Here is a 16,282-nt window from a genome sequence, read left to right as displayed (position 1 = left end):
GGGGCCTCAAGCCATGACAACAGCACAGCCTCACCCCACTGAAATCAGCGGCGCCAGCCTCGACCAGCGCCAACTGATTCGCACCCGCGCCGCCGCCCGCCAGCTGCGCCTGCGCCAGCAGGGGCGGCGCTTCGGCCAGCAAACCGGCAGCCACCCCGCGCCGTTCAAGGGCCGGGGCCTGAGTTTTCAGCAGCTGCGCGCCTATCAGGGCGGCGATGAAATCCGCCATATTGACTGGCGGGTAACCGCTCGCACCACCAAGCCCCACACTCGAATTTTTGAGGAGGAACGGGAGCGACCCATTGTGCTTTGCCTCGACCAGCGCAGCGCCATGGCCTTCGGCAGTCGCCGCTGTTTCAAGTCGGTGCTGGCCTGCCACGCTGCCGCCCTGCTTGCCTGGAATGGGCTGGAGAGCAACGACCGGGTCGGCGGCTTGATCTTTAACGATGGCGGCCACAGCGAAATTCGTCCGCGACGCAGCCAACGGGCCGTGTTGCACTTTCTGCACGAAGCCAGTCGCTTTAATCAGCAACTGCTCACGGAACAGGCCGCCCAGGTGGGCAACCTGGCCAATGCCCTGGAGGAGTTGCGCCGCATTACCCGACCCGGCTCATCAGTGTTTATTCTCAGCGATTTTTCCGGCTACGACGCCGCCGCCCAGCGCCAGCTACACCTGCTTGCCCGCCACAACGAGATAATAGCGCTGGTGATTGCCGACCCCCTCGAAGAACAGCTACCTCTCAGGGGGCTCTACCCCCTGAGCAATGGTCGAGAGCAGGGGAGTATTCGTATTACCGACAGCCTGCGACAACGTTACTGCGACGATTACCGCGAGCGGCGCCATCAATTGCACGACGACTTTCGCCGTTCGGGAATTCACCATATCGACCTGTCTACCGATGGCGATCTGCTGCAAACATTACAACGGGGAATGCGGCTGACATGAACGGCATGACTCCCGACCCACTGGCCAATCTGGCAGACATTCACCTGCCCCCTCCGGTGGCGGCCTTTCCCTGGGCCTGGGGGTGGTGGCTGTTGCTGGCACTGTCTGCCGCGCTGCTGCTGACCTTACTGTGGTGGGGCTTGCGACGCCGACGCCGCAACGCCTTTCGCCGCGCGGCACTGGCTGAACTGCACACCTTGCGCAGCTGCCCACAGGACCGGGAGCTGGCAACGGCGGTGAATCAGTTGCTGCGCCGGGTCGCCCGCCACAGTCTCGGCTCACAAGGCCTGGGCGCTACCGGCTCGGCGTGGCGGTCGTGCATCAACCAGGCCGCCACCCCCGCGAGCAGCATCGACGAGGAGCTGCTGGCCATGCTGGAAGAGGCCGCCTACCGGCCCGACACTCGGCCTCTCGACCGCGAGCGGCTGTTTGCCCAGGTCAGCAGGTGGATTCGGCGACATCGGGAGGTGAGGCGATGATCCACCTCGACTGGCCCTGGCTATTACTCGCACTTCCGCTGCCCTGGCTACTGCGCCGCCGCAGTAACAGCAGCAATACCGGCGCCGCACTGCGGGTGCCATTTTTTAATACCCTGCGCCAACTGGACAGCGGCACCAGCGCCTATACCGACCAAAGCAACAAACTCAGTACAGCTTTGTTTGTGCTGATATGGCTGAGCCTGCTCATTGCCGGCGCCCGCCCGGTGTGGGTGGGAGAACCCAGTCCGCTACCCGCCACCGGTCGCGACCTGATGCTGGCGGTCGACATCTCCGGCTCCATGGCTCAGGAGGATATGGAAATCCAGGGGCAAGCCCTGCCGCGAATCACCGTAGTGAAAGCCGTTGTTAACGAATTTGTACGCCAGCGTGAGGGCGACAAGCTCGGCTTGATTCTGTTTGGCTCCCGCGCCTATATTCAGTCGCCCCTGTCCTTCGACACCCAGACACTGGCCATTTTGATGAATGAGGCAGAGGTCGGCTTTGCCGGAAAGCAAACCGCGATTGGCGACGCGATCGGCTTTGCTATCAAGCGCCTGCGCAAACGCCCGGACAATAGCCGGGTCGTTATATTACTTACCGACGGCGCCGACACTGCCAGCACCCTGCCGCCACTGGAAGCAGCAGCGGTGGCCGCCAGGGAAAATATCCGCATTTACACCATTGGCGTCGGTGCCACTGAAATGGAGATTCCCGGGCTGTTCGGCAGTCGTCTCGGTGCCCGCACCGTCAACCCCTCCGCTGACCTCGACGAGGACACCCTGCGCAGCATCGCCACCCAAACCGGCGGCGAATACTACCGCGCCACCGATACCGCCGAGCTCCAACAGGCCTATGCCGCCATTGCTGCGCTGGAGCCGGTAGAACAGGAGCAGGAGTATCTGCGACCACGGCGCTCGCTGCTGCATTGGCCATTGATTGTCGCACTGTGTGCCACACTCGCCTTGCAAGGCATTAACACCGGGCTGCCCCGTGGAGGTAAACCATGAGTTTCGACGGTTTCCACCTGCTGCGGCCTGAGCTGGCCTGGCTGGCCATCCCACTGCTAATCAGCGTGCTGTTATATCTACGTGGCCGCCAACAACAACGCCAGTGGCGCGATCATATCGACCCGGCGTTACTCCCGTATCTGCTCCACCGGGGTAACCAAAGCCAGCGCTCGGTCTGGCCTGCAACACTGGTTGCCGCACTCTGTTTTATCGCCCTGCTCGGCCCCAGCTGGGAGAAAGTGCCCAGCCCGGTGCAACGCAATACAGCGGGTCTGGTCATCGTGTTTGACCTGTCGCCGTCGATGCTGGCGGAGGACGTGCAACCCTCCCGCCTGCAACGGGCAAAGTTTGCCGTCCGGGATATTCTGCGTTTGCGCGAAGACGGCCAGACCGGGCTGGTCGCCTTTGCCGGCGACGCCTTTGTGGTCGCCCCGCTTACCGACGACACCAACACGCTTAATACACTGCTGCCGGCCTTGCACCCCGGCATGATGCCACTGGCGGGCAGCAACCCCCTCTCCGGCTTGCAAGCCGCCGCCGAACTGCTGGCCCGGGCCGAAGTAAGCAATAGCAAGATATTGCTTATCAGCGATGGTATTGAAAGCTGGCAAATGCCCGCACTGCTGGAATTCGCCCAGGCCAGCCAGCATCCCCTGTCGGTCCTGGGGGTCGGCACTGAAGCCGGAGCGCCCATCCCTCTGGCCGAGGGCGGCTTTGCCCAGAACGAACGCGGCGATATTATCGTCGCCACCCTCGCGACCGACTATTTTAAAGAGCTTGCCAGCCAGGGAGGGGGGCAATACTTCAACCACCAACACCTCAGCGAAGCAGCCTTGCAACAACTGGTCAGCGGCCCCCTGGCGCTTGCAGAAAGCGAAGACAGTCGCCGCTTTGAACAGTGGCGGGACGGGGGCGTGTGGTTCAGTCTGTTACTGATTCCACTGGCATTGCTCGCCTATCAGCGAGGCACCTTGGCGGTGGTAGTGATCGCGCTACTGTGGCAGCCCCAGGACACGCTGGCCAGCCCCTGGCAAACCAACGACCAACGTGGCGCGGCGCTGCTTGAAGAACAGCCCGCGGCGGCCGCAAAAGTCTTCGACAACCCTATGTGGCAAGGTGTTGCACACTACCGCGCCGGGGAGTTCGACGCCGCCGCACGGGCTTTTGCCGAAGTAGACAGCAGCGACGCCCACTACAACCGCGGCAATGCCCTGGCCAGGGCCGGGCAGCTGGATCAAGCCCTGGCTGCCTATGAGCGTGCTCTGGAACTGGAGCCGGAACACCGCGATGCAGCAAGCAACAAGGCACTGCTCGAACAGCTGCAACAACAGCAACAAGATCAGGAAAACCAGCAAGAACAGCAAAGTGACAACAGCAGCCAGAATGGCGACAGCAGTGGGCAGCAGGATTCATCCCGGCAGGACAGTTCGGGGAATGACCAACAACAAGGCGAACCCTCTTCCGACAGCAACAACGCGCAGCGCAGCGACGATGCACAGCAAAAAGTAGACTCGCCGAAAGATGACGCGTCTCAACAGGAACAGACCAGCGAAGCGCCGTCAGGTGACGAACAATCCCGTGAAGAGCAACAGCAGCTGGCTGAGCAACACGCCCGGTCGCAGGATGAGCATACCGATAGCGCAGAGCAAACGGAGTCAACGAAACAACAGGCTGCCCAAGCGCAGCCCACAGAGACTGGCGACGGTGAGGAACAGACCCAGAACAGCCTGGCCGCAGGCACCCAGCCCCTGTCCGAGGAGCAGCAGGCCCAGGAGCAATGGCTGCGCAATATTCCCGACAGCTCCGACCAGCTCCTGCGCAATAAATTTAACTATCAGTATTTACAACGCCGCCGACGCGGCGAGGTGCCCGAGAGGGAAAACTATGCCCCCTATTAATGTTCGCCTGCCAAGGCCGTTACGGTTCGCCATTCCCAGTGGATGGATCGCCCTGTTGCTCACCCTGTTAGCCCTTGTGGCGGGCAGCCCCATCGCACTCAGCGACACCGAAGTACGCGCCACCGTCGATCGCACGACGGTGTCACTGGAAGAAACCCTCACCCTCACCCTGAGTGCTGACAGCATGTTGTTCAGCGGCGAGCCGGATATCGCCGCCCTGCAGGAAGACTTCCACATTCTCAACCGCCAGCAAAGCAGCCGCACCAATATCGTCAATGGCGACATCAGCAGCAGTCGCCAGTGGGAGTACACCCTGGCACCCAAACGCGAGGGACAAATCACCATTCCAGCCATCCCCATGGGGAAGAAAAGCACCCGCCCCATCACCGTCACGGTCAGCGCCGCACCACAACGTCAGCGCAGCGGCAACCAGCAGGTCTGGCTGGAGGCCGACATCACCCCCCGCCGAAGCTATGTGCAGGCGCAACTCGAATATACCGTGAAGTTATTCAGCTCGGTCAACTTCCTCGACGCCTCGCTGGATGCCCCGACCATCGACAATGCGGTGGTTGAACCCATCGGCGAAAATCGCTATCGCCAACAGATAGACGGCCGCTATTTTCAGGTGATCGAGCGCCGCTACGCTATTTTCCCCCAGCGTAGTGGCGAACTGGAAATTCCCGCGCTGACCCTGCAAGCCCGGGTAGAAAGCTATCGTCCGTCGCTGCTCGACCCCGGTCGCCTGCTCATTAAACGCAGCCCGCCCTTAACGGTTAAAATCGACCCGCCTCCCAGCCAATTCAGTGGCTCTCTGTGGTTGCCCGCCGCCAACCTGGACATTGTGGAAACCTGGAGTGGCGACGTGGATTCACTGGAGGCGGGGCAATCGATTACTCGCAGCATCCATATTCGCGCCGACGGCCTGCTCGCTGCCCAGCTTCCCGCGTTGCCGGCAACGGTATTGGATGGCGCCCGTCTGTACCCGGATCAAGCAAAGTTAAGCAATGATGTGAACGACACAGGGGTCAGTGCACTGCGCACCGAGTCGCTGGCTATTATCCCCGGTAAAGCCGGCACCTATACCCTGCCGGAAATTCGCATTCCCTGGTGGAACACCCGCACCAATAGCCCCGAAGTGGCAATTCTTCCCGCGCGGGAATTAAAAGTGAGCGGCGGCACCGCTGCTGCCCCAACGCCAACTTTCGCGCAGTCTGCGCCCAATGCCGCTACCGAGTCCAATACCGCGCCGCTCGACGAGCCTGCACCGGCGCACTCCCATCGCTTGTTCTGGCTGGCCATTGGCGCGCTGGTTTTATTCAACACCGCCCTGTTGATAGCGCTGCTGCGGCGTCGCCCCGCTGCCTCAACAGCGGCGCCAGCACAGAATAGTAACGATGAAAAAACACACTTCGACGCCCTGACAAAGCTGTGTAAAAACAAGGCCTCAGCGCAGGCCTTGCGGGCGGCTATCAACAGCTGGGCTCGCAGCCATCCTCATCTGCCCAACAATCTGGATGCCCTGGGTAGAGAATACGAGGAACTGCGGCCTTTTATCGACGGAATGAACCTGCAGCTTTATGGCGAAGGCAGCGGCGATATCGACCACAGTGCCCTGCTCGACACCCTGCGCCAATGCCGCAAGGGCGCGAGCGGAGAAAAAAAACCGGGAACCGCCCTGCCCGCGCTTTACCCTTAGGCAAACATCAGGTGGTGCTGTCGTCGCGGCCGCCGAGCACCAGCACCCCGCCACACACCACCAGGGCAATGCCACACAGGGTAATGCCGTCGGGGAGTACGTCCCACAACAGCCAATCCAGCATACCGGTGAATACCACCCCAAAATAACTGGTGGGGGCCAGGGCCGATGCTGACATATAGCGATAAGCCAGGGTATACAGCAGAAAGCAGACGTAGATCACCACCCCCATGTACAGCAGCCACGGCCAGGCATGGGCGGGAATATCGCCACGCTGCCAAAGGAAAAAGGGAATGCTGACCACCAGCGAAATGGCAAAGTAATAAAACAAAATACGTGACGAGGGCTCGGTAGCGGCCAGCATCCTTGTGCTAATCATCGACACCGCAAGTCCAAGCGCTGAGGCCAGCGCGACCAAATGCCACACGGTCAGCTCGGCAAAACCGGGGCGCAACACCAGCACCACACCGGCAAAGCCGATTAGCAATGGTGGGATTGAGGCGCGACGAATACCTTGCCCAAGCGCGAGAAAAATTACGATCGGCACCATCAACGGCGCGGTACTGCGCAACAGTGTGGCCTCCAACAGGGAGATTTGGCTCAGGGCAAAGAAGTAAAAATAGAAGCAGGCAACACCACTCACCCCGCGAATCAGATGCAAGCCGGGGTAACTGGTGTGCAACCCGGCTCGCCCTTTGCGCATAACGGCCGGCAGCGCGAATAAAAAGCTGATGCTGTACTGGGCCACAATCATGGCCGACACATGCACATCAGGGGAAATATGCTTGCCTACCGCGGCAATCGTACTGGACAGAAATACCGTCATCAGCGACAAGGTTACGCCGATCACGATATTTCTACGTGGTGGACTCATTCCCGCAAGGAATTTCAATCGCTGTTCGCCCCTTTGCTGCCACCGGAGAAACGGTCCGGCGGCGACACTATAAAGAGGCGGCGCGACGAATGCCAGCGTACACCGCGATCGCCGACTCAGCTGATCTGCCGGTCCTGATTATCCCAATAGGGCTTGCGCAGTTCGGTTTTCAGCACCTTGCCCGCCCCGGACAGGGGCATGGGCTCGGTGCGAAAGCTGACACTCTTGGGCAGTTTGTATCCGGCAATCCGCCCGCGACAGTGATTTTTAATCTCTTCTTCGCTGGCGCTCATACCGGGCTTCAGGATTACGATGGCGTGCACAGCCTCGCCCCACTCTTCGGAGGGAATGCCGATGACCGCGACGTCCTGTACCGCCTCGTGTCCCATTACCGCGTTTTCCACCTCGGTGGTAAACACATTCTCGCCGCCGGTAATCACCATATCCTTGACCCGGTCAACGATAAACAGATGGCCACTGTCGTTAAAATAACCGGCGTCGCCGGTGTACACCCAACCATCACGCAGGGCGCTCGCGGTTTGATCCGGCTTGTTCCAGTAGCCAATCATCGTGTGGGGGCCGCGCACCAGAATTTCACCCGGCTCGCCCTGTTCACAGTCAGTGCCATCATCGCGAACACAGCGAATATCGCTGATGGCGGAGGGCCGCCCCGCCGACTTAAGCAGTTCACTGCCGCGCACATGATCTTCGGCGGGCAGAATTGTTGCAATGGGTGCCAGTTCGGTCTGGCCATAGGCCTGGGCCAGCTTAACGTGGGGCCACAGGGTCATGCACTGCTCCAGAGTTGCCGCCGGCATGGGCGAGGCACCGTACATAATCATTTGCAGGGTCGAGACATCTGCCGTTGCCGCATCGGGGTGGCTCAGTACCATTTTCACCATCGCCGGCACAATCAGCGTATGTGTGACCTTCACCGCTTCTATCAATTGCAATAATTTCGCCGGGTCAAAGGCCTGCAGAATCACATTGGCACTGCAACACAGGGTCGCCGCCATGGTGCCCGCCAGATCGGCCATATGAAACATCGGGGCCGCGTGCAGATACCGCGAATCGCGCGCCATACCAAAGGCGGGCAATGCTGACACGGCACTGGCCCAGATCGCGCGATGGGACTGCATTACGCCCTTGGGAAAGCCGGTGGTGCCGCCGGTGTAGAAGATCCCGGCCATAGCGTCGTCGCCACGGACACTCGCAGCGGCCGGAGCGTTATCGGCGATCATTTGCGACAAGTCTATCGCCCATGCAGGACACTCTCCGTCACCGATATAAACCGCCTTTTCGAGCGTGGTGACATCAGAGAGCAGGCTCTCAACCTGCTCGGCAAAGGTCTCGTCAAAAAACACCACCTTCGCACCGGAATCAGTCAAGGCGTATTCATTCTCTGGAAGCGCCCATCTTGAATTAAGGGGCACCACGCAGCAACCCGCCCAGGGCACTGCAAACAGGGCTTCGTAGTAATTGGCGCAATTCAGGCTCAGAATTGCCACCCGGTCGCCCTCACCCAGCGACAGCTCTCTGAGCCCGGCAGCGGTGCGCGCAACACGTTCCTCTACCTGCGACCAAAGACGCACCTCGCCCTGGTACACCAGACACTCTCCCTGGGGGTGCAAGCGCGCGGCACGTTCAATCATGCCCTGTAGCGAAATAGCCATATTTTCCTCTCGAGTTATTATCGTATCGTGATTTTTGAGTGCTCTTTACAGAGGGAACAAACCATTGCCGTTATGCTGTCCCCGACGGCGGCAACCTGAACGCTGCCATTTATATAGCTTGGGCAACCACCTGATTGCGGCCGCTTTCCTTTGCCTTGTAGAGCAACTCATCGGTGCGAACCAGCAAGGTTTCCGGCCCCGTCAGCGATGTCGGAACAATGGTCGCCACCCCCAGGCTGATCGTCACCGTATTGCCGACTGGAGATGATTTATGGGAAATTTCCAGATCGGCCACGGCGCTGCGCAGCTTTTCCGCCATCTCCTCGGCACCCGCCAGGTCTGTTTCCGGCAGCAGGCAGACAAACTCTTCACCACCGTAACGCGCGACGATATCACGACCACGCCCAACGGATAGTTTTAGCGCTTTGGCGACGCGCCTAAGGCATGTATCCCCCTCTACGTGCCCGTAGTGGTCGTTGTAGGCTTTGAAATGGTCGACGTCGATGAGGATCAATGACAGTGGCTGCGAACCTCGCTTCGCGCTGCGCCACTCCGCCGCCAGCCGCTCGTCAAAATAGCGGCGGTTGGGAATCCCCGTCAAGCCATCCCGCGAGGCCATGACCCGCAGCGCATCCGCCTGGGCTTTCAGGGTTAAATGCGTACGCACCCGCGCCCTCACCACCGCCGGATTTACCGGCTTGCTGATAAAATCAACGGCGCCGACTTCCAGACCTCGAGACTCCTCCTCGGGGCTTTCCTGAGACGTTACAAATATCACCGGGATACTCCGAGTGTCAGAGTTTTTTTGTAGCTCCTCGCACACGGCTATACCGTCCATTTCCGGCATAATCACATCAAGCAGGATTAAATCCGGTTTTTTGTCCAGGCATACCTTGATGGCTTGAGAGCCGCTGGTGGCCATAAACACTTCATGGTCAGCGCCGAATATTTGATACAGGGCCTGTATATTGACCGTCTGATCGTCAACAACCAGTAATTTAGGCCGCTTGGGTACCAGGCTTTCGGCCCAGTCCATACTTCCAAATGGATCTGGTTCTACCATGTGATTGTGCTACCTCCCTCGCCTTTATCCAACGTGATTATGACTGGTGCTGCGCCATGCCGTTCATAATATTTTTGAGTGCATCCCCCGCCGACGAAAAGTCCAGATTCGCCACGGCTTCCGCCACGGTTTTTGTTGCACTGACATCAACCTGCATCAACTCCGCCCGCAGGGCCTCAAAGGTATCGATGGCGCGCATATTGCTATCCGCCAGCTCCCCCATTAGTTCCTGTAATTTAACATACAATGCCTCGGTATCGACGCCCTCACTCCCATGCTCCACCTCTGGCACATCAGCCTTCCCTGCCTCCAACGCATCGGCCAATTCAATAAAGACCTCAGCAGCCCTCGCCATATGGTGTTTTACGTCATCTAACATTACCGTCAACACCGGCAATTCCAATCCCGCCTTTGCGCCGTTTTCCAATTCAAAAATCGCCGCTCCGAGGGCATTTGCACCAAGGGTAGAGGCGACGCCGCGCACCGTATGCAGCTCCCGCACCAGTAGCGGTTGATTACCCGTTTTGAAAATCTGCTCTAACGCAAATACTGTTTCCTTACTGCGGGCGGCAAAGTTCCTCGCCTGACCGGCATACAGGGCCGAGTTATTCCCCATGCGCACAACCGCCTCTTTAAAGCCAAACCCTTCCGGCGAAGGCGGCAGAGACGTACTGGGTGGCGTCAAAACAGGTGCATCTGCCAGCGCCTGTTCGGCGTCACGGCCAGTGGCCTTGAGCAGGGCAAGGATGAGTTCGCGTACATCAAAGGGCTTGCCAATATGATCGTTCATACCGGCGTCAAGGCAGGCCTGTCGGTCCGCAGGCATTGCGTTGGCGGTCATGGCAATGATGGGCAGATAGCGCAACCCCAGTTCACCGCGAATTTTGCGGGTAGCCGTGAGGCCGTCCATCACCGGCATTTGCAAATCCATCAGTACCACATCGAACAGCAGCCCACCGTGACTTAGCGCATCAAGTGCTTCCTGGCCGTTTTCAGCCAGTGACACTTCAGCGCCCTCCAGGCCGAGCAATTCCCTGGCCACCTGTTGATTGGTCACATTGTCCTCCACCAACAGAATACGCATGCCGCTGAGCTGCTGCTGACTGACCTGCGCGGGCTGATGTGGCGTGGCACGTGGCACACCCGACAGGGTTTCAGCGACCACATTGTAAATATCCGAGCCGGTGAGGGGTTTCATCAAGAAGCCATCGAGGGCAAACTCCTCGCTTTGACTCTGTTCGTACACCTCTTTGGCGTGGGCGGTAACCATCACCAATTTGGGCACATCCACCCCTTTTTCTGCCAGGGCTCGAACTGCCATCGCGGTTTCCCAGCCGTTCATTTCCGGCATCATCCAGTCGACAAACACCAGGTCATAACTTTGCTCGGCCTGTTCGATTGCCTGCACACCTTCGGCCCCGGAGGCGCGTGCCTCACAACGCCAACCCAGCGACTCACAGATCTCAACCACAATCTGGCGCGCATTGGCATTGTCGTCGATGACTAACAAACGCACGGACTCATGGTTGGGGATAGGCGGGCGGGCAGTGGCCAGGAGCGCCTGCTCATCTTCGGCCCGATCCAGTGCCAGGGAAAAGGAAAAGGTGCTTCCCTTACCGAGTTCACTATCGACTTCCAGCTCCCCCCCCATCATTTTGATAAGGTTCTGGCAGATCACTAAGCCCAGGCCGGTGCCGCCAAAGCGGCGGGTAATGCCGGCCTCCGCCTGGGAAAAAGAGCTGAACAGACGCTGCATATGCTCTGGCGTCATACCAATACCGGTGTCTCGCACCGTAAAGCCCAATATCAACTGATCCTCTTTGGCATGCTGTACAAAAACACTGAGCATGACCTCACCTTCCTTGGTGAACTTGACGGCATTGCCCGCCAGATTAATCAGAATCTGCTTGATTCTTAAGGCATCACCGATCACTCGGCGGGGAATTTTCGGATCGACATTAAACAGTATTTCGACATCTTTACCCGCGACATTCATGCTGAGAATGACTGCGACTTCGCGCAGCAGGTCATCGAGGCTGAAGGAATGGGGATCGAGCTGCAACTTTCCAGCCTCGATCTTGGAAAAATCGAGAATATCGTTGATGATGCCCAGCAAGGTCTCTGCTGAGACACTCGCCTTCGACACATAATCCAGCTGTCGCGGATTCAGCTCGGTATAGCCAAGCAGGTTGAGCATACCCAACACGGCATTCATCGGTGTGCGAATTTCGTGACTCATATTGGCCAGGAATTCACTCTTGGCGCGACTGGCATCCTCAGCAATTGCCTTGGCCTCGATCAGCTCCTGCTGAGCCTGATTACGCTCAGTAAGGTCAATGGCGATACAGAGCAGCCCCAGTGGCTCTCCATTGTCATTGTGCAGCATGCTGGTTTTCATCATTACCGGCACCCGCGAGCCATCCTTGCGAATGAAATCTGTCTCCAATTCCCGCTCAAGGTTTTTATCGTTCAGCTCGGCGAGATCAACATCGTCGCGTTTGCTATTTTGTAGTCGTTCCCGCTCGCGCTCGACAAATTCAGGCGAACAAAAGCGACGAATCATAAATTTTCCAACGACTTCCTCGGCGGTATAGCCCAGTATCTTCTCCGCCGCCGCATTAAAGAGCGTGACGACAGTATCGGTACCGGCTGCGATAATGGCGTAACCCGCGCTTTGCAGCATGGCCCGCTGCAGTACCGACGCCGATTCAAGCTCAGCCGTCCGCGCGCGCACCTGGACCTCAAGGTTGTCATTAATGCTTTTAAGCTCTTCCTTTGCCTCCAACTCAGCGGTGATATCACGGCAAATGATGGACGCCCCGAAAATATCCCCATGATTGCCTCGCAGCGGGGAAATGGTCACGTGTACATCGGTCGTGCGACCGTCGCTCGCTTCAATAACCGTGTTATAGCGCCGCGCGCCCCCTCCTTGCAGCACGTATTCCAGCGCATCTCCTTCCTCATCAGGGGGGCCTACACGACGGTCCACCCGCACATTCCTCATGCCTGCATCGGCCTCGGTATAACCAAACAGCTCAGCCGCCGCGCCATTCCAGCTTTTGATTTCACGGTTGCGTGACACACTAAGAACCGCATCACTGGATCCAGCGAATACCGCCGCAAATTCAGCATTGCGACGAGCCTGAGTATCCTTACTGCGCCGGCGTCGACTTAACACCACCGCTGTGGCAATCGTTAGCCATAGTATGGCAGCGAACTGGTAGCGATTATTGCGGTAGCGCTCAAGAAGCATCTGATCCAGATGTTCTGAGCTCGCCGCAACGACCAGACGCAATGGCTGGTCAATATCAACGTCGACGTCCTGGAATTGCGCGAATATGACTTCACCATCATCTCGCTCGCGAAAGCTCAGTCCGGGCCGAGTCTCGTCTGCTTGAAAGGCATCAGCCCAGCGGTAGCTGTTACCAAATTCGAAGCCAAAACGCCGACTGCGGTCTGGGTGAAGCAAGAATTCGTCAGACATATTCAGCAGATATATGCGATTGCTGGAATTGAGTTTTTCGTGAAGCAGGCTGAACGCCCACTCAAGGTCAATATTCATTACTACCAGGCCGAATACGCCACCGGTCGGGCTATGTATCGGCGTCATCAACCGCATGGTCGGCACATGGGGCACCTCGATTTCACCCCTTTCCCGGTTCAGGCTAATCCGCGACACTGCCACCTGCCCTTGCGCTCGCTTCACGCCCTCAGCGAAGTAGTCGGTTGCGGCCTTTCCCTGCAAGGCCTCATCGGGCACAACCGTTACGTCATAATCTTGCCGCTCCACTCTCACCAGCTCACGGCCATTGTCGGCCACACCAATAAACCTTAACTGACGCACTGCAGGATGTATGTTCAGGTATTCGACAAAGGTCCCCTGCAGGCTACTCAGCCAGGTTTGAGTGTTAATCTGTACTTTCGGGTCCACACCGCCATTGTCGATCGCCCGCTGTATTCCCGCCACTGCAGGGGTCGCAGACAAAAACAGGGTATCGAGCTTGTACCGCTGCACATAAACCGACAGCGCCTCGGCCCGCGACCGCGCCTGTAATTGCAGGTCGCTTTGCAATTCTGCCAGAGCAACCTCCCGGTCGCGCTGATCGGCGTAGACAACCGTGAACAAATACGCCAGCGCGGCGAAGGCCACAGCACCGAGAACATGGCCATCCAGCAGCCCGCGAATGATTTTTTTCCGGCTAATCAATTATCTACTCACCCTTCCTGAAGACCGCTGCCTTTCAATGCTGTCAGACACAGGTGTGCGCCGCACAGTCACTTGTCTTAGTGAGTATAACCAACCCCTATAGGTCTGTAGACCGAATCTTTGAAAGCCAGTGAAAGGAAGAGGAGAAATAGTGGGCAGACGGTGAGCCCTGGCAGACAAGGCTAAACCTTGGACGAACCATCATCAAAACGTTTGAATTTGCGCCGCAACTGACTAACGCTTTGCCGAATACTGGACTTTATCGTGCCGAGTGGCCGCTCGTGATCCTGAGCAATTTCACTGTGACTCATATCCTTGAAGTAGGACTTATACAAAATATTGCACTGTTCAACCGGCAGCTCACGTAGATAACGGTGCAGCTTTCTGGCATCGCTGTCGGATTCGACATCCTCCGCAAACAGATCAGGGGGATCAACATCCGAATCTTCAAAATACTGATTTCGCGACGCCTCGCTACGGAGATAGTCGATCCACAGGTTGCGGGCAATACGAAACAACCATGTGCTGACGTAGCCGCGCTGATTCGAGTACTGCTTGGCATTGAGCCACAGCTTGACGAACACCTCCTGGGTAATATCGTAGGCCTGCTGCTCAGACACACTCAAGCCAATAAGATAAGCAAATACCCGCGGCGCATAGTAGTCATAAACGCTTAGAAAACTCTCCTCGCTGCGCTCTTCGGCTATTTTTTTTAGGTGCTCAGCCCAAATGTCATTTTTATCGCCCAAGCGCACCCCCAGAGCGATTGCCGCTGCCGAAAAAGCACTGCAAAATTGCGCCGATCGTTACAACACACGCCATCGACACTATCACCCGTGCAGCGCCGTGACACGATAAAAACGCACCAACATGTTTGTGTACCACCTTTTAAATCGAAGGGCGCGGACATCTCCAGCGACAAAGACACACCTCGCCCTCGACGCGTTCGCCGGGCTCCACGACTCCCCTGCCAACCAGGTGAGAAAATCGCCCTCTTTGTAGGTTCCCGTTCCCACTTGCATCAAGCCTTCGAGCACCAATGCATGCTGAGTAACCCGCGCCCGCGCCTCTGGCATACGACTGCGCTCGGTTTCCAGCGAGACTACCGTGAGTCGCTCGCCCCCTTGGCACAGCCGCGACAAGCGGACCCCTACGGCAATCGCTCGCCATTTGAGGGAGCGCAACATCGTCGGTGCAAAGTCCTGCAATAAACTCTGTACGGCGGGGGGAACTGCATCCCGCAGGGGCTGCGGCGACTGCAGCTCTTCAATCAACTCACTCGCCTCAACACCCAAACCGACGGCGCGCACGCGACGAATAATATCGTCACGACCATTGCGCCGCGGATCAACCGGCGGCATATCTGCAAGCTTTGCACCTTCAGCGACCTCCATTTCTTCGACACTGGCGTGACAAATTTCACAGTTATTGACATGGAAGCGAATCAACGCCTGGGTTGATACGGGCAATACTCCCAAGGCACAGGCCCGGAGCAGCTCGATATCAGGATGCACCGCTTTCGGTGCCAGGCTATTACTCACTTATAAACTCCGTATGTTGACGCCGCCTTGCGGCCACGTATTTCGCACGATGCCGGCTGCACTCGCACCCAGCCCCTGCTACCGCTTCGACAGCACCACACCAGCCTTATATTAATAATATATTTATGTCAACAAAATTCCACCGTAACCCAGCCTCGCAGGGATAGGCTTCACGTAAATTTAACCGGAGGTTATTCAGAGGATTCACTCTACTAACGCCACACAGCCATCAACGCACAAATGGCCAATGCCCTAAACGGCCGAAGGCCCCAGTCGGATGAAAAAACAATGCCTATGGATTTTAGGGCGATAGACCTCAGCTCAAAACATCATCCGCCTGCGTTGCACGCCCTTTCACCAAGCCGGCACTGAAACCGCCACTCGATGAAGCGCCAAGCCGCTGCCCACCCAGGCCGCGATCCAGGTACTGCTGCAATTGTCGCGCACTGACCTGATAAGCGATATGCCGCCCATACTTGCCTTTCAAACCTTCCGCGACCGAATTGTTGTAATCGACAACCATTACGTGAGTAACCCCGTCTTTCACTGCCACCGGCGCGCAGCCAAAACGCCGGTAGAAACCGCTGTCTGCGCGCTGAAGCTGAAAAACATCCACATTGACAGTCTGCTGATTAAAAATTTCAATACCATAGTAAGCGGCCTTGAACTCCGTCAGCTCCCTTTCGCTAATCATGAGTTCCGACATAATCGTGTCCTCGTTGCCGCCGTAGCCATCATCGCGACGCGCGAACTCCCTCATCAGAGAAACGGCTTTTTGGCTCGTAATCACCCCCTCTCGGTTCATTTTCATGATGAGGCTTTTTTCAACAGACATTTGACCTCCCTCGGACAACTTACCCAGCAACGAAAACTGGGCAATGCACATAGCGCAACATCA

The 16,282-nt window shown here is 57.7% G+C and carries 12 protein-coding genes; 5 read left to right on the top strand and 7 right to left on the bottom strand.

Annotated elements, in window-relative coordinates:
- Positions 1-13 precede the first annotated feature (13 nt).
- From HCU74_RS18675 to HCU74_RS18655, 5 genes are read left to right on the top strand one after another with little or no spacing between them, the layout of a single operon-like run.
- Positions 14-946: a DUF58 domain-containing protein gene (locus HCU74_RS18675; protein WP_168451955.1), complete on the top strand. Its 933-nt coding sequence runs from the start codon at positions 14-16 to the stop codon at positions 944-946.
- The gene (locus tag HCU74_RS18670; protein WP_168451954.1) at positions 943-1,425 is read left to right on the top strand and encodes a DUF4381 domain-containing protein; all 483 of its coding nucleotides are present in this window, start codon (positions 943-945) and stop codon (positions 1,423-1,425) included. Before HCU74_RS18675 ends, HCU74_RS18670 begins: the two co-directional genes overlap by 4 nt.
- Entirely contained in the window at positions 1,392-2,432 is a 1,041-nt protein-coding gene (locus tag HCU74_RS18665) for a VWA domain-containing protein (RefSeq protein ID WP_345889715.1), read from the top strand. Before HCU74_RS18670 ends, HCU74_RS18665 begins: the two co-directional genes overlap by 34 nt.
- Complete coding sequence (locus tag HCU74_RS18660; RefSeq protein ID WP_168451953.1) at positions 2,429-4,330, top strand: VWA domain-containing protein; 1,902 nt, start codon at positions 2,429-2,431, stop codon at positions 4,328-4,330. The genes HCU74_RS18665 and HCU74_RS18660 overlap by 4 nt, the downstream gene beginning before the upstream one ends.
- Positions 4,317-6,026 (top strand): BatD family protein, encoded by a 1,710-nt coding sequence (locus HCU74_RS18655; protein ID WP_168451952.1) that lies wholly within the window; start codon positions 4,317-4,319, stop codon positions 6,024-6,026. Before HCU74_RS18660 ends, HCU74_RS18655 begins: the two co-directional genes overlap by 14 nt.
- A 7-nt stretch (positions 6,027-6,033) precedes the next feature.
- Here the strand turns inward: HCU74_RS18655 and HCU74_RS18650 are convergent, their stop codons facing one another.
- From HCU74_RS18650 to HCU74_RS18620, 7 genes are all read right to left on the bottom strand, one after another.
- Complete coding sequence (locus HCU74_RS18650; protein WP_246864722.1) at positions 6,034-6,918, bottom strand: DMT family transporter; 885 nt, start codon at positions 6,916-6,918, stop codon at positions 6,034-6,036.
- Between the two features lie 98 nt (positions 6,919-7,016).
- Positions 7,017-8,573 (bottom strand): acyl-CoA synthetase, encoded by a 1,557-nt coding sequence (locus HCU74_RS18645; protein WP_168451951.1) that lies wholly within the window; start codon positions 8,571-8,573, stop codon positions 7,017-7,019.
- Positions 8,574-8,682: 109 nt separating this feature from the next.
- The gene (locus tag HCU74_RS18640; protein WP_210425392.1) at positions 8,683-9,636 is read right to left on the bottom strand and encodes a diguanylate cyclase; all 954 of its coding nucleotides are present in this window, start codon (positions 9,634-9,636) and stop codon (positions 8,683-8,685) included.
- Positions 9,637-9,673: 37 nt separating this feature from the next.
- Entirely contained in the window at positions 9,674-13,843 is a 4,170-nt protein-coding gene (locus HCU74_RS18635) for a response regulator (protein WP_168451950.1), read from the bottom strand.
- Positions 13,844-14,025: 182 nt separating this feature from the next.
- The gene (locus HCU74_RS18630) at positions 14,026-14,592 is read right to left on the bottom strand and encodes an RNA polymerase sigma factor (protein WP_168451949.1); all 567 of its coding nucleotides are present in this window, start codon (positions 14,590-14,592) and stop codon (positions 14,026-14,028) included.
- Positions 14,593-14,673: 81 nt separating this feature from the next.
- A complete protein-coding gene (locus tag HCU74_RS18625) occupies positions 14,674-15,384 on the bottom strand; it encodes a cupin domain-containing protein (RefSeq protein WP_168451948.1) in 711 nt (236 codons plus the stop codon).
- A 316-nt stretch (positions 15,385-15,700) separates the two neighbouring features.
- Positions 15,701-16,219 carry a GspE/PulE/PilB domain-containing protein gene (locus HCU74_RS18620; protein ID WP_168451947.1) on the bottom strand — a complete coding sequence of 173 codons (519 nt, stop codon included), beginning with the start codon at positions 16,217-16,219 and terminating at the stop codon, positions 15,701-15,703.
- Positions 16,220-16,282: the final 63 nt, after the last annotated feature.

This window comes from Spongiibacter thalassae, from assembly GCF_012272835.1.
Taxonomy (GTDB): domain Bacteria; phylum Pseudomonadota; class Gammaproteobacteria; order Pseudomonadales; family Spongiibacteraceae; genus Spongiibacter; species Spongiibacter thalassae.
Note: the sequence above shows the minus strand (reverse complement) of the source record. Positions and strands in the feature narration are given on the sequence as shown.